This window comes from Lentzea albida (assembly GCF_900111005.1).
Taxonomy (GTDB): Bacteria; Actinomycetota; Actinomycetes; order Mycobacteriales; family Pseudonocardiaceae; genus Lentzea; species Lentzea albida.
In genome coordinates, this window is record NZ_FOFV01000006.1 from 190,069 (window position 1) to 213,190 (window position 23,122).

Sequence of the window (23,122 nt, forward strand, 5' to 3'; positions counted from 1 at the left end):
GCCGGGCGACGAGACCGGCAGTGGAGCCCCCGTCTGCCCCACCGGCCGCCACAGTACCCCACTTTTCACCACAGTCAACGTTGAAACGGTCTTTTGCACAGCATGTCGCAACCCATTTGTGCAGGTAGAAGGCGTGGGGCGCCGTGGGGGGACGGTGGGGGAACTCGTGCGGCACCACCTTCGCGGGTGAGGGTTCAGCCGCCGATTAGCACTCGAACGGCCTAGAAAATTCCGCGAAAACAGGGCGTGGCGGCGAGGTGGTGGGGGAAGGTGGAACTCCGTGGGGCGAACCCGGTTGGGGCCCGCGGGTGCAGGGCACTCACCAGGGGCAGGGCCGACGCGAGCGGAGGCGGATGGCATGGGTGTCCGCAGACCGCGGGCCGGGACCGTCGGTGCCGCCCGCTACCGTTATGACGAAATGGTCACGGTGGTCCATGCGCGCCTGCACGCGCCCGGCCCGGCCGCAGGACGCCACACGGTCCCGCGGTCCCGTCGCGGTGCGCGGCGTCGTGCGTCCGCCACGTCCGCGGAACTGGTTCACACTGCAGGTAACGGCACTTAGCCGTGGTTTGACACACTGCGTGAAACGCTCACACGTCCGTGTTCCGGACACGGCTGCTGGAGGTTTAGTGACGCCGGGAAGCCCAAGCGCGAACAGTCACGCGCCGGTCGATCAGGTTCTGGGTGAGTTGCACGGTGCCGTCCAGCGGATCGCCGCGAACGTCGAACGGGTGCTCGTCGGCAAACCCGACGTGGTCCGTCTGGCCCTCGTGACGCTGCTCGCCGAGGGGCACCTGCTGGTCGAGGACGTGCCGGGTGTCGGCAAGACCTCGCTGGCGAAAGCGCTTGCCCGCTCCATCGACTGCACCGTGAGCCGCGTGCAGTTCACGCCCGACCTGCTGCCGAGCGACATCACCGGCTCGTCGATCTACAACCGGCAGGAGAACGACTTCGAGTTCCGGCCGGGCCCGATCTTCGCGAACATCGTCGTCGGCGACGAGATCAACCGCGCCTCCCCCAAGACGCAGTCCGCGCTGCTGGAGTGCATGGAGGAGCACCAGGTCACGGTCGACGGCAACACGTACCCGCTGGGCTCGCCGTTCATGGTGATCGCGACGCAGAACCCGATCGAGATGGAGGGCACCTACGCCCTCCCCGAGGCGCAGCGCGACCGGTTCACCGCGCGCGTGTCCGTGGGCTACCCGGACCCGCAGGCCGAGCTCGCGATGGTCGACGAGCACGCGGGCCACAACCCGCTCGACGACCTGCGGCCCGTCTCGGACGCGAACCAGATCCTGCGGCTGATCGAGGCCGTGCGCCGGGTGCACCTCTCGCCCGAGGTCCGCCGGTACGCCGTCGAGCTGGTCTCCGCCACGCGCCGCCTGCCCGAGCTGCGGCTCGGCGCGTCGCCGCGGTCCACGCTGCACCTCGTCCGGGCCGCCCGCGCGCAGGCCGCGCTGGCCGGTCGTGACTTCGTGGTGCCGGACGACATCCACGCGGTGTCGATCCCGGTGCTGGCCCACCGGCTGGTGCTGACCGCCGAGGCGCAGGCCGCCCGCCGGTCGCCGGCCGACCTGATCAGGGCCCTGTTGCAGCGCGTGCCGGTGCCCACGGCGGCACTCGACCCGAGCGCGGCGTTCGTCCGCAGCATGAACAACAACAACGCAGGGACGCCACGCTGAGATGCGCACCGCACTCTCCGGTCTGACCACACGCGGAAGATGCTTGCTGGCCGCGGGGTTCGCCGCCGGAGTGTGCGCCGCCGTGCTGAACGAGCGCGACTTGCTGAGGGTCGCGGCCTTCGTGATCGCGCTCCCACTGCTGGCCGCGTGGCTCGCGACGCGGGCGCGGGTGGGTCTGCGCGCCTCCCGCTACCTCGCGCCGAGCCGGGTGCCGGTCGGTGCCGCGTCCGAGGTGAAGCTCGAGCTGCGCAGCACGGGCCGGCTGCCCACGGGCGGGCTCATGCTGGAGGACACGGTCCCGTACGCGCTGGGCGCGCGGCCGCGGTTCCTGGTGGAGCGGCTGCCCCGCAACACGCCGACGGCGCTGCGCTACCCGCTCAAGCCGGTGATGCGCGGTGTCCAGCAGGTCGGCCCGCTGATGGCGCGGATCACCGACCCGTTCGGGCTGGCCGAGTTCGACCGCGAGCTCGCGGGCCGGTCGCGTCTGGTCGTGGTGCCGCGGGTCGTGCGGCTGGGCGGTCTGCCCGGCGGGTCCGGCATGGGCGCGGGTGACGACGGCTCGGTGCGGCTGCGGGCGGGCCAGGGCGAGGACGACGCCGTGGTGCGGCCGTACCGCCAGGGCGACGACCTGCGGAAGGTCCACTGGCGGTCGACCGCCCGGCGCGACGAGCTGATGGTGCGCGTCGAGGAACGCCCGTGGCGCGGCGGCACGACGGTGCTGCTCGACCACCGGGTGCACGCGCACCGCGGCAGCGGGCCCACGGCGTCACTGGAGTGGGCCATCTCGTTCGCGGCGTCGATCTGCCTGCACCTGCACCACTTCGGCCACCAGGTCCGCCTGGTCGCCGAGGACGGGCGGGTGCTCGCCGGCGGGTCGTCCGACGGCGGGCACAGCGACCACGTGGTGCTGGACGCGCTCGCCGCGTTGCAGGGCTCGCACCGGCGTGAGCTGAGCGGCGGGACCGACCCCGGCGCGGGCCAGGAGGTCATCGCGGTGCTCGGCGGTCTCTCGCCGGCGTCGGCGGAGGAGCTCGTCCGGTACCGGCCGCGCGGAACGCGCAGCCTGGCCGTGTTGCTGGACGTGAACGCGTGGGCGGGCGGCACCGACTCCCCCGCGCCCGAGCCCGAGGACGCCCGGCGGCTGCTGACAGGCGCGGGCTGGGGCGTGGCGATCGCGAAGCCGGCGGCGTCGATGCAGCAGGTGTGGCAGGAGTTGTGCGCCTCGGCAGGGTCCCGGGGTCCGTCGTTCCGCTCGGAGGTGGGCTGACATGGGATCCCGTTCCGCTCCCGCGAAGGGCACCGAGCCCGAGTGGTTCACCTCGGCGACGCCGTGGATCGCCGCGCTGGCGGTGCTGTGCGCCTCCACCGCCCTGTCCGGCGTGATCGAGGGCGACCTGTGGCTGGTGCGGATCGGCGTGGTGATCGTCGCGATCACCGTGACCGGCGCGTTCCTGCGGGCGACCCGGCTGACCCCGCCGCTGGTCGCGATCGCGCAGGTGGCGGTGCTGTTGTGCCTGCTCACGGCGTTGCACACGCGGTCGGGCATCTTCCTGTTCATCCCCGGTCCCGAGGCGCTGGGCGAGCTCGGCGACGTGCTCGCGGAGTCCGTGGCGCAGGTGCAGACCGGGGTTCCGCCGGTGCACGCGTCCCCGGCGATCCAGGCGCTCGTCGTGCTGGCGATCGGCCTGGTCGCGGTGCTGGTCGACACGCTGGCGGTGGCCGCGGCGGCCCCGGCGGCGTCCGGGCTGGTGCTGCTGTGCGTCTTCGCGGTGCCCGCGTCGCTGGCCGACGAGATGCTGCCGTGGTGGACGTTCGTCCTGGGCGCGGCGGCGTTCGCGATGCTGCTCGCGGTCGACGGCCAGCACCGGCACGAGGCGTGGCGCGGCAGGCTCGGCACCGGGTCGGCGAGCGGGTCCGGCGGGTCCGCGAGCTCGGTGGCGGCGATCGCGATGGTGATCGCCCTGGTGGTCGGCGCGGGCTTCACGCTCGTCGGCACCGTCGGCAGGCTGCCCGGCAGCGGCGTCGGCGGAGGCGGCAAGGGCGGCATCGGCCTGTCCGAGATGACGTCGTTGCGCGGCATGCTGAACCGCGGCCGCACCGCCGAGGTGTTCTACGTGCGCGGCATGACGGAGCCGAGCTACATGCGGGCGTCGACGCTGGCGCAGTACGTGCCGAACAAGGGCTGGGAGCGCGGCAGCCCTCCCGGCGGCCAGCCCGCACGAGGTGAGCTCCCGCCCCAGGCGGGCGACCGCGGCGAGGGCAAGACCACCCGGATCAACATCGAGCCGCGCGACTGGCGGAGCTTCTGGCTGCCGACCTACGGCGCCGTCCGCCGCATCGACACCCCGGACGACGACTACCAGTTCGACCCGAAGAAGGGCGTGATCTACACCCAGCGGGAGCGCGAACCGGAGTCCTACGAGATCGACACGGTGCTGTCGACGCCGACGAAGCAGGCGTTGCGGCTGGCGCCGACCCAGGCCAACGCGGTCGACCGCGAGTACTACAAGTTCGACGGCGTCGAGCAGGAGGTCGTCGACCTCGCGAAGCAGATCGTCGAGGGCGCCACCAACGACTTCGACAAGGCGGCGAAGCTCTCCGAGTTCTTCAACAGCCCCACCAGCGACTTCAAGTACGAGCTCAAGACGCAGGGCGACGTCACCAGGGACGCGCTGACCGACTTCGTGCTCAGGAGCAAGGTCGGCTACTGCGAGCAGTTCGCCTCCGCGATGGCCGTGATGGCGCGCGTGGTGGGCCTGCCGTCGCGCGTGGCGATCGGCTTCACCGCGGGCGTCAACTCCGCGGACAACGACTACCGCGTGATCAGCACCGACGACGCCCACGCGTGGGTCGAGATCTTCTTCCCGAACTTCGGCTGGATGACCTTCGACCCGACCCCGATCTCCGACGGCCGCGGCATCCAGCCGCCGTACCTGCGCGAGACCGCGCCGGGCCAGGAGGAGGTGCCGACCGCCGAGACGACGACGGAGTCGGTGGCGCCCTCCGCGTCCGGTTCGGCCCAGGCGTCCGCCTCCCCCGACGGCGAGGACGGCGACCAGGGCCTGCCGCAGGCGAGTGCCGAGACCACGCCGTCGTGGCACCTCTGGGCGTTGGGCGTGGTGCTGCTGCTCGCGGCGCTGCTGTCGATCTTCCTGGTGCTGGCGCTGCTCGGCGTGGTCGGTGCCGGTCTGCTGGGCGTGTCGTGGGCGCGCAAGCTGCTGATACCGGCCGCGGCCGGGCTGTGGCTGATAGGCGTGGGCCTCGCCGCCGCGTTGCTCTCGTGGTGGATCGCGGTGCCGCTCGTGCTCGCCGGAGTGCTGTTCACGCCGATGCTCGTGAGGGCCGTGCGACGGCGCAACCACCTGCACGCGGTGACGGCGCTCGGTCCCGGCGCGGCCTCGGCCGCGTGGAGCGAGCTCATGGCGGAGTCGATCGACCGCGGCGCCCCGGTGCCGCCCGCCGAGACGATCCGGATCGCCGCCCGCCGCCTGGCCCGTGAGCACAACCTGGACGACGCGGGCAAGGCCGGCCTGCGGACGGTCATCGGGGCGATCGAGCGGTCCTGGTACAGCCCGAACCCGGCCGCCGACCCGGCGTTGCCCGGTGCGCTGGCGGCGGTGCGGCAGTCGTTGCGGCAGAACGCCCCGCTGTCGTTGCGGGCGAGGCTGTTGCCGAAGTCGGTGCTGAAGCCGGCCCCGGCGCCGGTGGCGGACGCGCCGGACCGGGAGCCGGTCGGGGTGTGAGAAGTGCTCGCCTCCGCCGGGAGGCGAGCCACCTGACACGGCGATGGGCCCGCTCCCCAACTGGGGGGCGGGCCCATCGCCGTGTCAGAGCTTCTTCGATCCGAGGGGCTTACTGCTCTTCGTCGAAGCGACGGCGGAAGCGCTCTTCCATCCGTTCGGAGAACGAGCTGCGGCTGCGCGCTGGCTTGCCGTCCTCCTGCGCCCCCTCGGCCACCTGGTCACCGCGACGCAACGTCGTCAGGGTGATGAGCGCACCGAAGAACATGAGCAGGAAGCCGAAGACGCTCACCACGGGGATGCTGGCGATCGAGAGCGCCGGCAGCATCACTCCGGTGATGAGCGCGGCCACGCCGACTACGAACAACACGATGCCTTGTACGCGGCGCCGCTTGGACGGCCGCCGCAACTTGGCGCCTCGTACGGTGGATGCGAACTTCGGGTCCTCGGCGTAGAGCGCGCGCTCGATCTGGTCGAGCAGTCGCTGCTCGTGCTCGGAGAGTGGCATCGTTCCTCCTCCGGCACAGCGGTCGCGGGCGCCGGGTGTATTCGGTTTCCGCCGAACCCGGCGGACGACCCACCCTGGGGACGTCACCTTCCAGGATACGATCCGCGCGCCCCGGCGACTACCCAGTCGGCGTTCTCATACGGTCTGTTCTGTCACCATCATCCTCCTGGGGCAGTGGTGAGGCCTTCGTGAGGCACCTCCGAGCCCCTTGTGGCCGTGCGTTCACATGCCGTTCGGCCGTGGTCCTCGCCCGGGAAATCCCGGCTTGCTCGGATCGGTCGCATGACCGAACTCATCGTGAACGGTGCCGCCGAGCAGGGCCTGACCGGCTGGCTCGTCGTCGCGGGCGCCCCCGTCGTGCTGCGGTACGACACCGGGCAGGGGTATCCGGGGCCCGGTGATCCCGGGCCGGCGCAGCGCGGTTCGTCGTTCTTCGGCGGCGGCGACACACCCCTGAGCACGTTGCGACAGAGCGTGACGTTGCCTCGGCGTTCGTCTCAGTTCGTGGTCACCGCCTGGCTCGGCGGCTACGCCTCGCAACAGGACGGCGCCCGGTTGTCGGTGGAGTTCCTCGACGGCGGCGGCACGCCCCGCGGACTCGTGGTGCTCGGACCGGTAACCGCGGAGGAGCGCTCCGGCCGCACCGGCCTGGTCGAGCGGTCCGCTCGCGGCACCGTGCCGCCGGGCAGCCGCACCGCCGTGGTGACGCTGCAGATGACCCGATCCGGTGGTGGCACGTCGAACGACGGCTACGCCGACAACATCTCGTTCACGGTCGGAGGCCGCTGATGCTGAACCGACGTGATCTCCTGCGCGCCGCGGCCGCCGCCGGCGCTCTCGGCTCCGTGTGGCCGCTGTCGGCGGGCCTGTCACCCGCCGAGGCCCACGCCGCCGCCCTGGACCTCGGCGCGTCGTGGGACGCGGCGCCGTTCTGCCTGGGCGTCGGCTCCGGGGACCCGTTGCCGGACAGCGTGGTCCTGTGGACCCGGCTCGCTCCGGAGCCGCTGGCGTTCGAGCAGCCGCTGCCCGAGGTCGTCGAGGTCGAGTGGTCCGTCGCGACGGACCGCACCATGCGTTCACGCGTGGCGCACGGAACCGTTGCGGCGTCTGTGTTGCTGGGCCACAGCGTGCACGTGCCCGTGCAGGGACTGCGCCCCGGCCGCACCTACTACTACCAGTTCTCGGCGCTGGGCAAGCGTTCTCGCATCGGACGCACGCGCACGGCCCCCGTCGGCCCGGTGTCGAAGGTGCGCTTCGCGACGGCGAACTGCCAGGCGTTCCACGACGGCTTCTACGCGGCCCACCGCGGGATCGCCGCCGAGGACCTGGACTTCGTGGTGCACCTCGGCGACTACATCTACGAGCACGGCCAGGTCGGCGGCGCCCACGTGCGCGACCACGAGGGCCCCGCCGTGCTGTCCCTTGCGGACTACCGGCGCCGCCACGCGCTGTACAAGGGCGACCCGTCCCTGCGCGACGCCCACGCGGCACACCCGTTCTACCTGACCTGGGACGACCACGAGGTCGTCAACGACTACAGCGGAACCGAGGGCGCCGCACCATTCGTGAAGCGCCGTGCCGCCGCCTACCAGGCCTGGTACGAGCACCTGCCCATCCGCAGTGGGAGCGCTCTCGAACCGCAGATCCACCGCCGCCGCCAGTGGGGTTCGCTGCTCGACCTGACCGTGCTCGACCTGCGCCAGTACCGCTCCGCGCAGAACCTGCCGGACGGCACGATCCTGGGCGCGACGCAGAAGCAGTGGCTGCTGGACGGCATCTCAGGCGCCCGCGAGGCCTGGCAGGTGTGGATCAACTCGATCATGCTCTCGCAACTCGCCCGCCAGGGCGGCGGCTACTACTTCACCGACCAGTGGGACGGCTTCCGCGCCGAACGCCGCGAGGTGCTCGGCCACGTGGCCTCCACCGGCCTCGAGGACCTGGTCGTGCTGACCGGCGACTGGCACTCGGCGTTCGTCGACGACATCCGCCCGGACTTCGACGACCTCTCGTCCCCGGTGATCGGCACGGAGTTCACCGCGCACTCGGTCACGTCCGGCGCCTACTCGCCGGAGTGGAACGCGACCAACGGGCCGGTGATGGGCGCGGCGAACCCGCACCTGAAGTACTTCGAGGGCAACAGGTACGGCTACGACGTGTACGAGGTGACGCCGGAGCGGTTCACCACGCACATGAAGGTGATCGGGGACCGGCGGGACGCGGCCTCGCCGGTGTCGACGCTGACCACGTTCCACGTCGACCGGGGGAAGGCCGGCAGCTACGAGGACCCGGCGACGGTGGGCTCGCCCGCGCAGTACCGCCGTCCGTGACGGGTGTGCGGGCGGGGTCGTGCCCTGCCCGCACAGCTCGTGGGCGTGGGTGGTGGGTGGTCGGGCTTCATCGGGGTGGGAGGCGCCTTTCGTGCGGTGGGGGTGCGCGAGGTGGTGAGGCGGCGGTCGAGGGCGGGAGGGCCGGGGCTGCGGTCTTGGTTGGGCTGCAACGGGTTGGGGCGAGTGACGGGATGAGGGACCGTGGGTTGAGGGTCGCGGACCGGGGGTCCGCAGGTCGGAAACCTCGGGTGGGGAGAGCGGTTTGAGGCCTGCGGGCCAAGCGTTTCGGGCCAAGGACTGTTGGCTGAGCGCTGCCGGTTCAGGCCTGCGGGCTGAGGGCTGCGGCTTGCGGGCTGTGGGTTGTGGGTAGTGGGTTCGGGCCTGCGGCCTGAGGCCGGCGGGGTGAGCGCTGCGGGCAAGGCCTGACCCCGCAGGCGTGCCGGTTCACGCCTGCGGGTTCGCGCCGGCGGGCCAGGCCCGCCGGTTCAGGAGCCCGCTGGCCCCAGAGCGGATCGCGGGGTGGTGGGCGGCGCCTGAGGCCCGCAGGCCGTAGGTCTCGCCGAGGCCCGCAGGTCTCGGCCTCGCTGCGGGCAAGGCCTGACCCCGCAGGCGTGCCGGTCCACGCCTGCCGGTTCACGCCGGCGCACCACGCCTGTGGCAGCAGGTGGGGCTAGCCGATGGGCAGCGGGGTTCGGGCCTGCGGGATGGGCGGGGTGCTGCGCTCCATCACCGCGAGTTCGAGTTGGCGGGCCGGGGAGTCGCCCAGGAGTTTGCGGGCCAGCGCCGTGCCCTTGCGCGGGGCCATCGCCAGTTCCGCGCGCAGGGCCTGGATGCCCACGTAGTGCGTCACCTCGTCGAGGATGGCCTTGGTGTCCGGGATCGAGTGGGTGCGGCGGACGGCGTCCACCGCCGCCCGTTCCAGGGGCGCCACGTGGAAGCCTCGACGCAGTGCCGGTTTGGGGAGGCGGTCTGTTCGTTCCAGGCGCAGGGTGGCGTGGCCCCAGGCTCTGGAGTGGCGCGGGGCGAGGACGTGGATCGCGTCGGCTGTGGGCAGGACGGATCTCATGCCGTGCAGGTACAGGGCGTCGAAGGCGGTGAGCATGGCGCCCTCTCCCGCGTAGAGGAGGGCGGCCTGCACCAGCTGTTCGCGGGAGGGGCCCGCCCTGGACAGCAGGAAGATGCTCGGGAACAGGCGTTGCCAGGGGCCGCCGGGGCGGGAGCGCTGGTCGATCAGGGACGACGACAGTCCTATGTGGAGCAGGGCTGCCACCGGGGCCACCCGGTGGAGGAACAGGGTGCCCAGTGCTTCGAGGTCGATGGGGTGGCGCATGGGTCAAGGGTGCGCTCGGTGCAGGGTGGGGAATCGGGGTGAGGACGAAGCTGTGGACAACTCGCGGGTTGTGGACAGGTCGCGATCACTCGGGCTTCGGTTCGAAGTCCGCTGTCCTTTCCGGACTGTCGCGCAGCAGGGAGGCTGGACGCACGGCCAGTGAGCCGAAGCGGGAACGGGCCTGGTCAGCGGCTTGTTCGGCTTCGCGCCAGCCGCGTTCCGGGGCGTCGAAGATCAGTTGCTGGGCGGAGTCGGCGTTGTCAAGGCCCTCTATCCGGACGCCGATCAGGCGGACCGCGCCGGGCGGTACCTGGGTGTCGAGCAGTTCGGTGGCGACCCGGTAGACCTCCTGGGTCACGTCGGTCGCGACCGGCAGGGTGCGGGAGCGGGTGATCGTGGTGAAGTCGCCGAAGCGGACCTTGATCGACACCGTCCGGCCGACCAAGCCCTTGGCGCGCAACGAGCCTGTGGAGCGTTCGGAGAGCCGGAGCAGTTCGCGGCGCAGCAGTGCGCGGTCGACGACGTCCACCTCGAAGGTCTCCTCGGCGCCCAGGGACTTCTCCCGCGACACCGGCACGACCGCGCGTTCGTCCACGCCGGCGGCCAGCGCGTGCAGGTGCTCCGCCAGTGCCACGCCGATCTTGCGGCGCAGCCGGGGCAGCGGCATCGCGGCGACGTCGGCGACCGTCTCCAGACCCAGCTCTTCCAGGCGTGCGGCGGTTTTCGCGCCCACGCCCCACAGGGCGGAGACCGGCAACGGGTGCAGGAATTCCAGCGACGAGGCAGCAGGCACGACCATCATGCCGTCGGGCTTGCACATGCCCGAGGCGAGCTTCGCGAGGAACTTCGTCGACGCCACCCCGACCGAGCACGAAACACCGTGGGCCTCGAACACCCGAGACCTGATCAACTCCCCCACGCCGCCCGGCGTCAGGCCGAGCCGGCGCAGCGCACCGCCGACGTCGAGGAAGGCCTCGTCCAACGAGAGAGGCTCCACCAACGGGGTGATGTCGCGGAAGATCGCCATGACCCCGCGCGAGACCTCTTGGTAGAGGTCGAACTGCGGCGGCAGGTACACAGCGTGAGGCGCCAACCGGCGTGCGTGCGCGGTGGGCATCGCCGAACGCACGCCGTACTCACGCGCGAGGTAGTTGGCAGAACACACGACGCCACGCCCGCCGATGCCGCCGACCACGACGGGAACGGACTCGAGCTCAGGACGTTCGCGGATCTCCACCGACGCGTAGAAGGCGTCCATGTCGACGTGCAGCATCCGGCAGCCCGTGTCGTCTGGCCACACACCGTCACGCGCACGGAACCGGTCGACCAGGCCGCGTGGCAGGTTCGCACTGCGACCCATGAACACCCCCTTCGAACGCCAGTGCGAATCCTACAGGCGGTACACCCGTGCGGCGTTCTCCGACGCGATGAGCCGTGCGATGCGATGCGCGTCCTCCTCCAGGAACGCGTCCTGGCGCAGCCCGTCGGCCAGGAAGTCCGACAACGCGCGCCGGAACAGCAACGCGCCGAGGTAGTACAACTCGGGCAGGGCGAACGCATCGGTGGAGAACAGGAACTTCCCGTACGGCACGATCTCCAGCGCTTCAGCGAACACGCGCGACGCCTGGTGCCCCAGCCCGTGCGTCGCCAGCCCGAGGTCGCAGAACACGTGCGGGAACACCTGCGCGAGGTACCCGGCCTGCCGGTGGAACGGGTAGTTGTGCAGCAGCAACACCGGCACACCGAGACCGGCTGTGGCGCGCAGGAACGGCGTCAGCAACGACGGGTCGCAGCGGTGCAGGTCGAGGTCCGAGTCGCCGTACCCGACGTGGAACTGCAACGGCAGCCCTGCGTCCAACGCCTCCCACGCCAGCCAGGCGATCACCACGGGATCCGCCAGCCGTCCGGAGGTCCACCCGCCGAGAGCGCGCTCCACGGAGACGTCGTCAGGCCGCGAACCGGGCAGATCGAGCCCGACCCGGTACGCCGCGACGGACTTCGCCCCGACAGCCGGGGAAGAGGCCAACGCCGACCGGACGGCTCCCGGGAACTCCGAGGGCGACACCGAAGGCCTCAGAGACTCCGCCAACACCTCCAGCCGCACGATCTCGTGCGCGACACCCCCGCCCAGCCCGGCCAGCTCCGGGGCGGTCAGCAGCCGATCCGGCAGGAACCCGCCGTCCACCAGGAACGTGTGGATCCCGGACGCCATCAGGAACGTCCGCGACACCTCGGCGATGTGCAGCGAGTTCCGCCGTTCGAGGTACTCCCCGGCGGACGCGTGCCGGGGCAGGTCGAGCAGCGGAGCGCACCACCGCCGCACCGCGAACCCCACCGCCGAGTCGAAGAACGACCCGCCCAGCGGGGAGACCGCGTCGGCCTCCAGCAACAGCGACTCGAACTCCGAACGGGTGCTGTCCTCCCGCAGGACCCCGTGGCAGTGGTGGTCCACCAGTCCGAGTTCGGCGACGAACGGCAAGATGCCCATAACCTTAGGATCGTGGACTCTGCGGAACGGGACCAGCGGTTCGAGCGGGCGGCGGAGCTCTTCGACGGGCTCAACGCGAGGGACGTGAGCGTCGTGGCGCTCACCTGGGTCGACAACAGCGGCATCACCCGCACCAAGTCCGTCCCCCTGCGCAGGCTCGCCCACGCGGCGGCGCACGGCGTGGGCTCGTCACCGGTGTTCGACGTGTTCCTGTTCGACGACTGGATCATCCAGGGCCGGTTCGCCGGCGGCCCGGTCGGCGACCTGCGCCTGCACCCCGACCTCGACCGCCTCACGGTGCTCGCGGGCCAGCCGGGCTGGGCCTGGGCGCCCGCGGACCGCCACTACCAGAGCGGCGTCCCCTACCCGATGGACCAGCGGCTGCAGGCGCGCAAGGCCGTCCGGAACCTCGCCTCCCACGGCCTCACCGCCCAGGCGGGTTTCGAGGTCGAGTGGTGCGTCGGCAGGACCGGCACCGACGACTGGGTGCCCGCGACCAGCGGGTCGGCGTACGGGCACGCCCGCCAGGTCGAGGTGTCCGACTACTGCGTCGACCTCCTCAACGCCCTCGACCGGCAGAACGTCGAGGTGCTCCAGTTCCACCCGGAGTACGCCGCCGGCCAGTTCGAGGTCTCCACGGCTCCGGAGGACCCGGTCGCGGCCGCCGACACCGCCGTGCTCGTCAAGGAGACGATCCGCGCCGTCACGGTCCGGCACGGCATGCGCCCGTCGTTCTCCCCCAAGGTGATCAACGGCGGCGTTGGCAACGGAGGCCACCTGCACCTCAGTCTCTGGCGCGACGGCACGAACCTCTTCGACGGCTTCCAGGAGGAAGCCAGGCACTTCAGTGCGGGCGTCCTCCACCACCTCCGCGCGTTGTGCGCGATCGGCGCGCCCTCTCTCGCGAGCTACCTCAGGCTCGTGCCGAACACGTGGGCGGCGCCGTTCGTGGCCTGGGGCGAGGAGAACCGCGAGACGGCGCTACGCCTGATCAAGGACAACCTCGAGATCAAGTGCTTCGACCTCACCGCGAACCCGTACCTCGTCGTCGCGGGCGTGATCGCGGCCGGCCTCGACGGCATCACCGCGCAGGCGGAACTCCCCGAAGGCCTGAACGTCGACCCGGCGCTCCTCGACGGCGTGCAGCGCCTGCCCACCTCCCTCGGGGAGGCCGTGGAGGAGTTCGAGAAGGACGCGGTGCTCACCGAGGCGTTCGGCCAGGAGCTGGCGGGCACCATCGCCGACGTGCGGCGCGGCGAGATGGAGCGGTACAAGGACGCGAGCCCGCAGGGGATCGCGAACGTCACTCGCTGGCGGCACTGAGCTCCTTGCGCAGCCGCGACAACGCCCGGTGCTGGGCCACCCGCACCGCACCGGGCGTGGAGCCGACCGCCTCGGCCGTCTCCTCCGCCGACAACCCCACCATCACACGCAGCACGACGATCTCGCGCTGCTTCTCCGGCAGCACCTTCAGCAGCGCGGCCATCTGCGCCGACAGTTCGCCCTGCATCGCCCGCTGCTCCGGCCCGGCCGCGGTGTCCATCGACTCCGGCAGCTCCGACACGGCCTCGGCGCGGTTGCGCGAGAAGCTGCGGAACGAGTCCGCCACCTTGTGCGCCGCGATCCCGTAGACGAACGCGAGGAACGGCCGCCCCTGGTCGCGGTACGACGGCAGCGAGGTCAGCACGGCCAGGCACACGTCCTGCGCCACGTCGTCCGCCGACGCGAACGACCCGACGCGCGCACGGCAGTACCGCACGATCAACGGCCGGATGGTGCCCAACAGCCGTTCGACGGCGGCACGGTCACCGGCGACAGCGCGCGCCACGTGCTCGTCCGCGGCCTGCGGGCGGCTCGAGTAGTAGGAGGGTGGGGGCGGCTCGACCGGAGCCTCAGGAGCAACGGTGGTCCGTTCGACCAACGCGTCGAGAGCGCCCCTCGATGCGGAGACCGGCCCACCGACGGAAGAGCCCTTGATGGCTTCCGCGGGCACCTTGCGGTGCAGGCCGGGTGAGAACTCCACGTGGATCACCGTTCCTCTTCTGGACGCCGGCGCACCGCGAGACGCGCCCGCCGGATCCGTCCTTCGACCGCGCGCGGGGTGAGTCGCATCAACTCGCCGATCTCCGCATGCGAATAGCCCTGGTCATGGAGGAAGAGCAACCGCCTGCTGTCCTCGCTCAGCGTCGCGAACGCGGCGTTCGCGACCTGCTGCTCGATGACGGCATCCTCAGGGGTCCCCTCGACCACAACGTGTTCGAGGGACGCGAGGGTGTCCACGAGCCGTACGTCCTGCCAGCCGTGAGCCCTCGTCTGCCAGCGCCGGTACACGTTGGGGAACGCGAGCACGCAGGCGTTGACGAAGTACTCCTCCAACGGCTGGCCGTGCTCGACCGACCACTCCCGGCCGAGCAGACCCCGGTCCCGGAAGTAGACGAACCCCTCGTACACCGCGTCGCTCGCCAGTTCCTCGGCCTCCTGCCGCGGGATCTCCTGCTGGTGCAGGTAGCGGCCGTTGCGCCCGGAGCGGGAGAACATGGCGCCGGACTTCACGAGCTTGGCGACGATCGTGAGCCCCCGCCCGAGGAGCTTGCGGTGGAACTGGTCCCAGACCGGCCCAGTCAGCCCCGACTCGCGGAAGTGCTGCACCAGCACCCCGTCGACGCGCAGCCGGTCGGCGGCAGACGCTGAGTCCGAACTGTCCATGCCCCCTGGTCCCTATGTCGGTGTCTTCCTGCCCTCTAGGTATGTCGTTTGGGTGCGTTCACCCCACGCATCCACTACGACTCGTAACAAATGCAAACGAATGTCACCCGATCGGGACAGCCAATGACGCGATTTCCTTGCGGAGGCGACCGAGCGCACGGTGCTGTGCCACCCGGACGGCACCCGGCGTCGACCCCACGGCGTCCGCGGTCTCCTCCGCGGACAGACCCACCACGACCCGCAGCACGAGGATCTCGCGCTGCTTGTCCGGCAGGAGGTGCAGCAGCTGACCGAGCGTGCCGTTCAGCTCGCCCTGGAGGACGAACTCCTCCGGACCGCCGGCCCTCACGGCTTGGTCGGGCACCTCTGCGACCGGCTCCGCACGGTTACGAGCCAGCGACCGGTGCGCGTCGGCGACCTTGTGCGCGGCGATGCCGTAGACGAACGCGAGGAACGGCCGGCCCTGCTCCCGGTAGTTCGGCAGGGCCGTCAGCACGGCCAGGCAGACCTCCTGCGCGACGTCGTCCGCGGTTGTCGCGGAACGCCCCACACGAGCGCGACAGTACTTCACCACCAGCGGGCGCAGGTGGCGAAGTAGCTGGTCAGTGGCCCTGCGCTCGCCCAGCACGGCCCGACTGACCAGTTCTGCGGATAACGCTGAACTCTCCATCCGAAGTGTCCCCTCGTCGACTTCCCGTGGAGGAGACGTGCGACGCGTCACTCCTTATGCGGAAAGTAGGGAGAAACTTCAAACGTCACCCGTTTGTTGCAATGAAGAGCGGTTGGTAATAGGCATCGAGCAACCACTCCCCGTAATCGAAACCCGCTCGTTCCGCCATTTCAGTGATTTCATGACGAGTAATCGCCCAATACCGTGCCTTGCTCACGTCCACCCGCCAGGACTCTGTTTCGTGCAGCCGGAACATCTCCAGTTCGTACCGGTCGCCGTCCCAATGCCACAGCTGGAACCACACGACCCGACCCGGTCCCACGGACGGAGGAGTCGACAACGGCCGTTCGTTCCGGATCGCGTCGTAGTCGCGCGTCGAGAGGATGAGCCGACCATCCGACCGCAGCACGCGACGCATTTCCCGCAACGCCGCCAGCACGTCCTCGGCCGTCAGCAGATGGGGCAACGCGTTGTCGGCCGCGAGCACCACGTCGAAGGAGCCGTCCGCGAACGGCAGAGAGCGCATGTCCGCGGCGAACGCGGGCAAGGTGACGCCACGCGCCGAGGCCTCCACAACGGCCCGAGAAGCCGCCTTGGGGCTCAAATCGGTGCCGATGACCTCATAGCCGCGGAGGGCGAGACCAATGGCCTGTGTACCGATGCCACACGCGCAGTCGAGAACGCGCGCGCCCCGCAGGACGAACTCCGCGAGCTGCGACGCCTGCCGGGCCATCGACGCGTCCCAGTCCGGGAACATCAGGTCGTACGTCCCGGCCAGCCCGTCGTAGAAGGCGCCGGTCAAATCAGCTCCTCGACCCCCACGGTCGTCCGCAGCTTGGCCAGTGCACGGTGCTGGGCCACCCGCACGGCGCCCGGCGTCGACCCGATCACCTCGGCCGTCTCCTCCGCCGACAGGCCGACGACGACGCGCAACAGGAGGATCTCGCGCTGCTTGTCCGGCAGCAGCCGCAGCATCTGCCCGAGGCGCGCCGAGAGCGAGCCCATCAGCGCGTTCTCCTCGGGGTCGACGGTCAGCGACGGACCGTCCGGTACCTCGGCGACGGGCTCGGAGCGGTTGCGCGCCGACACCCGGTGGGCGTCCGCGACCTTGTGCGCGGCGATGCCGTAGACGAACGCGAGGAACGGTCTTCCCTGCTCGCGGTAGGTCGGCAGAGCCGTCAGCACCGCCAGGCAGACCTCCTGCGCCACGTCGTCGGCCGACGCGTACGCCCTCTCGTTGCGACCGACGCGCGCACGGCAGTACCGCGCCACGAGCGGCCGCACGGAGGCCAGCAGTCGTTCGACGGCAGGCCGGTCACCTGCAACGGCCTCGTTGACCAGTGAGGCCAGCAGGTCGGAACTTTCCATCGCGTCGGATCCCTACGTCGGCAGCGAAGCCATTATCTTTCGCCCCGGCGTTGTTTGGGACCACTCATCAGGGTCATAAAAGTCCCGAATGCAAACGCTGTCAGGCGGTACGGCGGGCGAGCACGTGCAGCCGGGCGGCGACGTCCCGGAGCGGGGACCTGGTCGCGGCGGCCAGTTCCAGCTCGGCGAGCGCGTCGGCGGCACCCGGATTCGCGTCCAGCACCACACCGGGCACGAGATCCGAAACGATGCCATGACCTTGCAGCAGTTCGACGGAGAGTCCGGCCTCCAGGACGAGCTTCTCAAGACCTGGGACGTCGAACCGGCGCTGCAACGGGTCGCGCGTGCCCGCGAGCTGGCCCGCGTCGTCGTCCAGCAACCGCCGCGCGTCGACGATGCGGCCGGCGATCGCGCGGTGCAGGATCGCCGCGAACCGGTTCGCGACCACCACGGAGACCGCTCCGCCCGGCGCCACCGCGGCAGCCAGCGAGGCGAGCGCGGCCGGGGCGTCGTCGACGACCTCCAGCAGCCCGTGGGCGAGCACCAGATCGGCCTCACCGGCGGGAACGCCCAATGCGTCCGTGTCGCCCTGGACGGCGTTGATCGTCACCCCGGCCTCGCGCGCACGGGTGTTCAGCGTCGCCAACGCGTTCGGAGAAGGCTCCACGACCGTGACGACGCACCCCGCTGCGGCGAGGGGCACGGCCCACACGCCGCTGCCGCCTCCCACGTCGAGCACGCGGGGCTGTTGCCCACCCCTGCGCTCGCGTGCGGCGGCCAATTCGGCGTCGAGCACCCTGTGTACGGCGTCCGGTCGCATGGCCAACAGAGTAGGAGACCCTAGAGTAGGTCTGTGCATACGGTGTCCGTGCTCAGCCTCAAGGGAGGCGTCGGCAAGACGACGGTGGTGCTCGGCCTGGCCTCTGCCGCCCTCCGCCGTGGTGTCCGCACCCTGGTGATCGATCTCGATCCGCAGTGCAACGCCACGTCGACGCTGGAGCCAGAGGAGTCCAAGGCGAGCATCTACGACGTCCTGCAGGACCCGTCCGAGGAGAACCTGGAACAGGCGATCCGCCCCAGCCGCTGGGGTGACGGCATCGACGTGCTGTCCGGGTCCGAGGACGCCGAACTGCTCAACCACCCCGACCCGGGCGAGTCGCGGCTGCACCGGCTGAAAGACGCGTTGCGCACGTTGCGGGACATGTACGACGAGTTCCCGTACCACCTGGTGCTGCTCGACTGCCCGCCGTCGCTGGGCCAGCTGACCCGCTCGGCGCTGGTGGCGGCCGACCGCGCGCTGCTGGTCACCGAGCCGACGATGTTCGCCGTGGCGGGCGTGCAGCGGGCGTTCGAGGCGGTGCAGAACGAGCGCGAGAGCAACAACGCCGACCTGCAGCCGTTGGGTGTCGTGGTGAACCGCGTGCGTCCGCGCTCGCACGAGCACCAGTTCCGCATCGACGAACTGAGGGACATCTTCGGTCCGTTGGTGATGCCGGTGGCGTTGCCGGACCGTCTCGCCGTGCAGCAGGCACAAGGCGCGTGCATGCCGATCCACGAGTGGGGTACTCCGGGCGCACGAGAGGTCGCGCTGGCGTTCAACCTGCTGCTCGCCCGCATCCAGCGCATCTCGCGGAGCCGGCGCCGGGCCGTGCACCACGACTTCGACGACGACGAGATCCAGGAAGCGGTGGATGCCTGAAGGGGACACGGTCTTCCTGGCCGGTCATCGCATGAACGAGGCGCTGGCCGGGAAGACGCTGCGGCGCGGCGAACTGCGCCACCCCCGGCTGGCCGCGCTGGACCTGGCGGGCCTGGACGTGCTCGGCGTGCGCACGTACGGCAAGCACATGTTCACCCACTTCTCCGACGGCAACAGCCTGCGCAGCCACTTCCGCATGGACGGCTCGTGGCACCTCTACCGGCCCGGTGAGCGCTGGCGGCGTCCCGCGCACCAGGCCCGCGCCGTGTTCGAGGTGGACGACCGGCAGGCCATCGGTTTCGCGCTGCACGACATGGAGTTCGTGCCGACCGCCGAGGAAGATCGATTGATCGCCCACCTCGGACCTGATCTCCTGGCGCCCGACTTCGACACCGCTGAGGCCGTTCGGCGGTTGACCGCGGACCCTTCCCGGCCGATCGGTCTCGCATTGTTGGACCAGCGCGTGATGGCGGGCGTCGGCAATCTCTACCGCGCGGAAGTCTGTTTCCTGTTGCGCGTTCTGCCGACGGCCCCGGTGTCCGCGGTGGACCCCTCACGTGCGGTTGCGCTCTCGCGGAAGCTGTTGCAGGCCAACCAGTGGCGGCCCGAGCAGAGCACGACGGGCGACCTGCGCGTGCAGCACTACGTTTTCGAGCGGACCGGCAAACCCTGTTTGCGGTGTCGCACAAGGGTCCGATCGGACGAGATCGAGGGCAGATTCGTGTACTTCTGTCCAAAATGCCAATCCGGTTGAACCGAGACGCTCTCCCGGCCGTGTGCCCCAATATGGCGGTAAATCTGGATGCGTTGCGCCCCGGCTTCACCGACGACCCCTACGCGGTGCTCAAGAGCCTGCGCGACGCCGGTCCCGTGCACCGGGTGGAGACCCTCGGCGTGCCGATGTGGCTCGTGACCCGCTACCCCGACGTGCGCGCCGCGTTGGACAACCCGCTGCTGTCCTCGCACGGCTCCGCGCTCGCCGAACCCCTGCGCGGCCATCCGCACTTCGCGTCGTGGTGGTTCGGCGACCTGTCCGACCACATGATGAACAGCGACGAGCCGAACCACACGCGTCTGCGCCGTGCGGTGTCGAGCCAGCTCACGCCCCGCCGCATCGCCGCGCTGCGCCCCCGGATCGAGCAGGTGGCCGCGTCCCTGGCCGACGGCTTCGCCGACGCGGGGCGCTGCGACCTGATCGCGGACTTCGCGGCGCCGCTGCCGATCACCGTGATCATGGAACTGCTCGGCGTGCCCGCCGTCGACCAGGAGAACTTCCGCTACTGGGCGGACGTGGTCACGGGCCTCGCGGACGGCGACGCGGCCTCGGCCCGCGAGGAGACCTCGGGCTACCTGCGCGACCTGGTGACGCACAAGCGGACCTCCGGCGACGACGACCTGATCGGCGGCCTGGCCCGCGCGACCGGCGAGACCGCGCTGACCGACGACGAACTGGCGTCGCTCGCCTTCCTGCTGCTCGTGGCGGGTTACACGACCGCCGTCGACCTGGTGGGCAACGGCGCCCTGGCGTTGCTGCGCGACCCCGAGCAACTCGAACTGCTGCAGCGCTCGTCGTCACTGCTGCCCGGCGCCATCGAGGAGTTCCTGCGGTTCGACGGACCGACCTCGCACGTGGTGCGGTTCGCCACGAAACCGCTGACGATCGGCGGCGTGCAGATCCCGGCGGGCGACGTCGTGCTGCTGTCGCTGGCCTCGGCCGAGCACGACCCGAACCGCTACCCGCGGGCCGACCAGCTCAACATCGAGCGGGCGGACCGGCAGCACCTGGCGTTCGGCCACGGCATCCACTTCTGCCTGGGCGCGCCGCTGGCCCGGCTGGAGGGCGAGATCGCGTTCCGGACGTTGCTGGGCCGGTGCGCGGGCCTCGCCCTGGACACGTCGCAGCCGCTCGGCTGGAGGGTGTCGCTCGGCAGCCGGGGGTTGCGGGCGCTGCCGGTGACGTTCCTCGCGAAGCCCAAGATGCCGTTGGACGAGCAGGCGACGATCAAGGTGGCGAAGCCGACGATGTGACGGCGGCTACCCTGAGCTGGCGTTATAGGGTGGGCGCGTGGTGTACAAGCAGGTGGTGCGCAGAGCGTTGTTCGGAATGCACGGCGGCGACGCGGAGCGGGTCCACGAGACCACGCTCGACGTCATGGCCAGGCTGAGCCCGCTGGCGAGGTTCGCCCGCGGCCAGAACAACCCGCGCACCGTCTTCGGCGTCCGCTTCCCCAACCCGGTGGGCCTCGCCGCCGGTCTCGACAAGGACGGGCGCGCGCTGCCGGCGTGGGCCGCGCTCGGGTTCGGGTTCGTCGAGGTCGGCACCGTCACCTGGCACGCGCAGCCCGGCAACCCGAAGCCGCGCCTGTTCCGCCTGCGCGAGGACGAGGCGATCATCAACCGGATGGGCTTCAACAACGCGGGCGCGCAAGCGCTTGCCGCGAAGCTCGACCGCACGCCGCTCAAGGCCCCGCTGGGCATCAGCCTCGGCAAGTCCAAGGTCACGCCGGTCGAGGACGCCGTGCAGGACTACCTGAACTCGCTGAACGCGCTGAAGGACCACGGCGACTACTACGCGATCAACGTCAGCTCCCCGAACACGCCCGGCCTGCGCAGCCTGCAGGACAAGGGCGCGCTGACCGAGCTCGTCGCGGAGCTGACGAAGGCGACGACCAAGCCGATGCTGGTCAAGATCGCGCCGGACCTCACCGAGGACGCCATCGCCGAGGTCATCCAGGTGTGCGTCGACAACGGCATCAAGGGCCTCATCGCCACGAACACCACCCTCAGCCGTGAGGGCCTCACGAGCGCGCATCAGAACGAGACCGGCGGTCTCAGCGGCAGGCCGCTCACCCGGCGCGCGAACGACGTGGTCCGGTTCATCACGAAGAACAGCGACCTGCCGGTCATCGGCGTGGGCGGCATCGCGACCGCCGACGACGCCAAGCGCATGATCGACGCCGGCGCGAGCCTCGTGCAGATCTACACCGGGTTCATCTACGAGGGCCCCGGACTGGTGTCGCGGATCAATAAGGCGCTGCGGTAGCGCGCCGTCCACAACGGACAGCACCGCTCGCGCGGCGCGCGGCTCCTCTTCGCACGCCGGGATCACGACCCGCGTCGTTGGCGCCCAAGGACAACGACCGCGAGCGGTGCAAGATCAACTTGAGTATCGGTCCGAAGTGGAGGGAGCAAAACCACACGAAGGTGTGGACGCTTCAACTGCGCCGCGCGGCCCGGAGCCAGCGCATCACGGGGTGCAGGATCACGACGAGCAGCGAGCCCCAGACCATGCCGCCCATCTCGAGGTCGCCGATCTCGACGGTCAGGTCGCCGACACCGGCCACCAGGGCGGCACCGCCGACCATCGCGTTGACGGGGCTCGCCAGGTCGACGCCGCGGTCCATCCAGATCCGCACGCCGATCAGCACGATCAGGCCGTAGAGCACCAGCGTGCAGCCGCCGAGCACGCCCGGCGGGATGGTGCCGAACAGCGCGATGGCCTTCGGGGAGAACGCCAGCAGCGTGGCGAACACACCCGCGAACGCGAACGCCGCCGTCGTGTAGACGCGGGTCACCGCCATCACGCCGATGTTCTCGGAGTACGTCGTCGTGCCGGCGCCACCGCCCAGGCCCGACAGCGCCGTCGACAGGCCGTTCGCGATGATCGCGTCCCCCGCGCTGCCGTCCAGGTTGCGGCCGGTCAGCGCCGCCACGGCCTTCACGTGCCCGACGACCTCGGCGACCAGCACGATCACCACGGGCAGCATCAGCAGCACCACGGACGGCCGCAGCTCGGGCTGGTAGAGCTTCGGCAGGCCCACCCAGGCCGCGTCGCGCAGCGCGGCGATCCGCTCGGACGGCACGGCGCCGAACGCCAGACCGCCCATCCAGATCGCCACGAAGCCGATCAGGATCGAGAACCGGAACACCAGGCCCCTGCCCAGCACGCCGGCCAGCAGGATCACCACGGTCGTCAGGGCGGCCAGCAGCGGCTGCTCGCCGAAGTTCGCGGTGGCCTGGCGGGAGAGGTTGAGGCCGATGAGGATCACGACGGCGCCGGTGACGACCGGCGGCATGACCGACTCCAGCAGCCGCACGCCGAGCGCCTTGACCGCGATGCCGACGACGATCACCAGCAGGCCCGCGGCGACGACACCGCCGAGCTGCGCCGCGATGCCCTGCTCGCGCGCGGCCACCAGCGGCGCCACGAAGGCGAAGGACGAGCCCAGGTAGCTCGGGACCCGATTCTTGGTGATCACCAGGAACAGCAGCGTGCCCAGACCAGAGAACAGCAGCGTGGTGGCGACGGGGAGGCCGGTGGCGGTGGGGACGATCACCGTGGCGCCGAACATGGCGACGAGGTGCTGAACTCCGAACCCTATGGTGAGCGGCCAGCTCACCCGCTCCTGGGGTGCGACGGTTTCACTGTCGGTGATCCGACCGTCCCCGTGCACGGTCCACAACGCCAACGCACTGCCTCCCGGCAATTCAGCCGGACTTCCCGCAGACCGGCCCCGAGATCCTGCCACGCCATGTAGCGGCCACGGCTAGATAACAGTCCGATAATCACACGATTGCAGCAAAGATCTCCATAGAGACTCGCC

Annotated in this window: 21 protein-coding genes; 10 read left to right on the plus strand and 11 right to left on the minus strand. The window is 70.7% G+C overall.

The window, feature by feature from the left end; all coding sequences use genetic code 11:
* Positions 1 to 629: 629 nt before the first annotated feature.
* From BMY74_RS17730 to BMY74_RS17740, 3 genes are read left to right on the plus strand one after another with little or no spacing between them, the layout of a single operon-like run.
* A complete protein-coding gene (locus tag BMY74_RS17730; RefSeq protein WP_371927562.1) occupies positions 630 to 1,682 on the plus strand; it encodes an AAA family ATPase in 1,053 nt (350 codons plus the stop codon).
* 1 nt (position 1,683) lies between these two features.
* Positions 1,684 to 2,949, plus strand: a complete 1,266-nt coding sequence (locus BMY74_RS17735) for a DUF58 domain-containing protein (RefSeq protein ID WP_089917300.1) — start codon at positions 1,684 to 1,686, stop codon at positions 2,947 to 2,949.
* Between the two features lies 1 nt (position 2,950).
* Positions 2,951 to 5,425 carry a transglutaminase TgpA family protein gene (locus BMY74_RS17740; protein WP_089917302.1) on the plus strand — a complete coding sequence of 825 codons (2,475 nt, stop codon included), beginning with the start codon at positions 2,951 to 2,953 and terminating at the stop codon, positions 5,423 to 5,425.
* 109 nt (positions 5,426 to 5,534) lie between these two features.
* Here the strand turns inward: BMY74_RS17740 and BMY74_RS17745 are convergent, their stop codons facing one another.
* Positions 5,535 to 5,930: a DUF3040 domain-containing protein gene (locus tag BMY74_RS17745; protein ID WP_089917304.1), complete on the minus strand. Its 396-nt coding sequence runs from the start codon at positions 5,928 to 5,930 to the stop codon at positions 5,535 to 5,537.
* Between the two features lie 282 nt (positions 5,931 to 6,212).
* Here BMY74_RS17745 and BMY74_RS17750 point away from each other — a divergent pair, with 282 nt between their 5' ends.
* Together BMY74_RS17750 and BMY74_RS17755 are read left to right on the plus strand one after the other, a co-directional pair.
* On the plus strand, positions 6,213 to 6,719 hold the full coding sequence (locus BMY74_RS17750; protein ID WP_089917307.1) for a phosphoesterase: 507 nt from the start codon (positions 6,213 to 6,215) through the stop codon (positions 6,717 to 6,719).
* The gene (locus BMY74_RS17755) at positions 6,719 to 8,257 is read left to right on the plus strand and encodes an alkaline phosphatase D family protein (protein WP_245786198.1); all 1,539 of its coding nucleotides are present in this window, start codon (positions 6,719 to 6,721) and stop codon (positions 8,255 to 8,257) included. The genes BMY74_RS17750 and BMY74_RS17755 overlap by 1 nt, the downstream gene beginning before the upstream one ends.
* A 670-nt stretch (positions 8,258 to 8,927) precedes the next feature.
* Here the strand turns inward: BMY74_RS17755 and BMY74_RS17760 are convergent.
* The 3 genes from BMY74_RS17760 to BMY74_RS17770 all read right to left on the minus strand — a co-directional run bounded on the left by BMY74_RS17760 (position 8,928) and on the right by BMY74_RS17770 (position 12,075).
* Positions 8,928 to 9,587 (minus strand): hypothetical protein, encoded by a 660-nt coding sequence (locus BMY74_RS17760; RefSeq protein WP_089917310.1) that lies wholly within the window; start codon positions 9,585 to 9,587, stop codon positions 8,928 to 8,930.
* Between the two features lie 85 nt (positions 9,588 to 9,672).
* Positions 9,673 to 10,947, minus strand: a complete 1,275-nt coding sequence (locus tag BMY74_RS17765) for a DNA polymerase IV (protein WP_089917703.1) — start codon at positions 10,945 to 10,947, stop codon at positions 9,673 to 9,675.
* Positions 10,948 to 10,977: 30 nt separating this feature from the next.
* Entirely contained in the window at positions 10,978 to 12,075 is a 1,098-nt protein-coding gene (locus tag BMY74_RS17770; protein WP_089917312.1) for an amidohydrolase family protein, read from the minus strand.
* Positions 12,076 to 12,087: 12 nt separating this feature from the next.
* Between BMY74_RS17770 and BMY74_RS17775 the strand changes: the two genes are divergently transcribed.
* Positions 12,088 to 13,398: a type I glutamate--ammonia ligase gene (locus BMY74_RS17775; protein ID WP_089917314.1), complete on the plus strand. Its 1,311-nt coding sequence runs from the start codon at positions 12,088 to 12,090 to the stop codon at positions 13,396 to 13,398.
* Here BMY74_RS17775 and BMY74_RS17780 read toward each other — a convergent pair.
* The 6 genes from BMY74_RS17780 to BMY74_RS17805 form a co-directional block, all read right to left on the minus strand.
* Complete coding sequence (locus BMY74_RS17780) at positions 13,379 to 13,903, minus strand: sigma-70 family RNA polymerase sigma factor (protein ID WP_245786225.1); 525 nt, start codon at positions 13,901 to 13,903, stop codon at positions 13,379 to 13,381. The genes BMY74_RS17775 and BMY74_RS17780 overlap by 20 nt on opposite strands.
* A 200-nt stretch (positions 13,904 to 14,103) precedes the next feature.
* Positions 14,104 to 14,781: an RNA polymerase sigma factor gene (locus BMY74_RS17785; RefSeq protein WP_089917316.1), complete on the minus strand. Its 678-nt coding sequence runs from the start codon at positions 14,779 to 14,781 to the stop codon at positions 14,104 to 14,106.
* Between the two features lie 103 nt (positions 14,782 to 14,884).
* Positions 14,885 to 15,451, minus strand: coding sequence for a sigma-70 family RNA polymerase sigma factor (locus BMY74_RS17790; protein ID WP_089917318.1), 567 nt, complete (start codon positions 15,449 to 15,451; stop codon positions 14,885 to 14,887).
* 85 nt (positions 15,452 to 15,536) lie between these two features.
* Positions 15,537 to 16,253 (minus strand): class I SAM-dependent methyltransferase, encoded by a 717-nt coding sequence (locus BMY74_RS17795; protein WP_218159656.1) that lies wholly within the window; start codon positions 16,251 to 16,253, stop codon positions 15,537 to 15,539.
* Positions 16,250 to 16,819, minus strand: a complete 570-nt coding sequence (locus BMY74_RS17800; protein ID WP_089917320.1) for a sigma-70 family RNA polymerase sigma factor — start codon at positions 16,817 to 16,819, stop codon at positions 16,250 to 16,252. Before BMY74_RS17800 ends, BMY74_RS17795 begins: the two co-directional genes overlap by 4 nt.
* 100 nt (positions 16,820 to 16,919) lie before the next feature.
* Entirely contained in the window at positions 16,920 to 17,639 is a 720-nt protein-coding gene (locus BMY74_RS17805) for a class I SAM-dependent methyltransferase (RefSeq protein WP_089917321.1), read from the minus strand.
* A 33-nt stretch (positions 17,640 to 17,672) separates the two neighbouring features.
* Between BMY74_RS17805 and BMY74_RS17810 the strand changes: the two genes are divergently transcribed.
* Genes BMY74_RS17810 through BMY74_RS17825 form a run of 4 tightly spaced genes read left to right on the plus strand, consistent with a single transcriptional unit; the run spans position 17,673 to position 21,561 of the window.
* Positions 17,673 to 18,518, plus strand: coding sequence for a ParA family protein (locus BMY74_RS17810; protein WP_089917323.1), 846 nt, complete (start codon positions 17,673 to 17,675; stop codon positions 18,516 to 18,518).
* Positions 18,511 to 19,272, plus strand: coding sequence for an Fpg/Nei family DNA glycosylase (locus tag BMY74_RS17815; RefSeq protein ID WP_089917324.1), 762 nt, complete (start codon positions 18,511 to 18,513; stop codon positions 19,270 to 19,272). The genes BMY74_RS17810 and BMY74_RS17815 overlap by 8 nt, the downstream gene beginning before the upstream one ends.
* A 32-nt stretch (positions 19,273 to 19,304) precedes the next feature.
* Entirely contained in the window at positions 19,305 to 20,546 is a 1,242-nt protein-coding gene (locus tag BMY74_RS17820; protein WP_177229798.1) for a cytochrome P450 family protein, read from the plus strand.
* Positions 20,547 to 20,583: 37 nt separating this feature from the next.
* The gene (locus BMY74_RS17825; protein WP_089917328.1) at positions 20,584 to 21,561 is read left to right on the plus strand and encodes a quinone-dependent dihydroorotate dehydrogenase; all 978 of its coding nucleotides are present in this window, start codon (positions 20,584 to 20,586) and stop codon (positions 21,559 to 21,561) included.
* Between the two features lie 172 nt (positions 21,562 to 21,733).
* Here BMY74_RS17825 and BMY74_RS17830 read toward each other — a convergent pair whose 3' ends face one another.
* On the minus strand, positions 21,734 to 22,918 hold the full coding sequence (locus BMY74_RS17830) for a uracil-xanthine permease family protein (RefSeq protein WP_342717234.1): 1,185 nt from the start codon (positions 22,916 to 22,918) through the stop codon (positions 21,734 to 21,736).
* Positions 22,919 to 23,122 lie beyond the last annotated feature (204 nt).

What these genes read in the sequence shown, in the direction of transcription:
- BMY74_RS17735 (WP_089917300.1), top strand. Translation starts at nt 1,684, where the DNA reads ATGCGCACCGCACTCTCCGGTCTGACCACACGCGGAAGATGCTTGCTG.
- BMY74_RS17740 (WP_089917302.1), top strand. Translation starts at nt 2,951, where the DNA reads ATGGGATCCCGTTCCGCTCCCGCGAAGGGCACCGAGCCCGAGTGGTTC.
- BMY74_RS17745 (WP_089917304.1), bottom strand. Translation starts at nt 5,930, where the DNA reads ATGCCACTCTCCGAGCACGAGCAGCGACTGCTCGACCAGATCGAGCGC.
- BMY74_RS17750 (WP_089917307.1), top strand. Translation starts at nt 6,213, where the DNA reads ATGACCGAACTCATCGTGAACGGTGCCGCCGAGCAGGGCCTGACCGGC.
- BMY74_RS17755 (WP_245786198.1), top strand. Translation starts at nt 6,719, where the DNA reads ATGCTGAACCGACGTGATCTCCTGCGCGCCGCGGCCGCCGCCGGCGCT.
- BMY74_RS17760 (WP_089917310.1), bottom strand. Translation starts at nt 9,587, where the DNA reads ATGCGCCACCCCATCGACCTCGAAGCACTGGGCACCCTGTTCCTCCAC.
- BMY74_RS17765 (WP_089917703.1), bottom strand. Translation starts at nt 10,947, where the DNA reads ATGGGTCGCAGTGCGAACCTGCCACGCGGCCTGGTCGACCGGTTCCGT.
- BMY74_RS17770 (WP_089917312.1), bottom strand. Translation starts at nt 12,075, where the DNA reads ATGGGCATCTTGCCGTTCGTCGCCGAACTCGGACTGGTGGACCACCAC.
- BMY74_RS17785 (WP_089917316.1), bottom strand. Translation starts at nt 14,781, where the DNA reads ATGGACAGTTCGGACTCAGCGTCTGCCGCCGACCGGCTGCGCGTCGAC.
- BMY74_RS17790 (WP_089917318.1), bottom strand. Translation starts at nt 15,451, where the DNA reads ATGGAGAGTTCAGCGTTATCCGCAGAACTGGTCAGTCGGGCCGTGCTG.
- BMY74_RS17800 (WP_089917320.1), bottom strand. Translation starts at nt 16,819, where the DNA reads ATGGAAAGTTCCGACCTGCTGGCCTCACTGGTCAACGAGGCCGTTGCA.
- BMY74_RS17805 (WP_089917321.1), bottom strand. Translation starts at nt 17,639, where the DNA reads ATGCGACCGGACGCCGTACACAGGGTGCTCGACGCCGAATTGGCCGCC.
- BMY74_RS17815 (WP_089917324.1), top strand. Translation starts at nt 18,511, where the DNA reads ATGCCTGAAGGGGACACGGTCTTCCTGGCCGGTCATCGCATGAACGAG.
- BMY74_RS17820 (WP_177229798.1), top strand. Translation starts at nt 19,305, where the DNA reads ATGGCGGTAAATCTGGATGCGTTGCGCCCCGGCTTCACCGACGACCCC.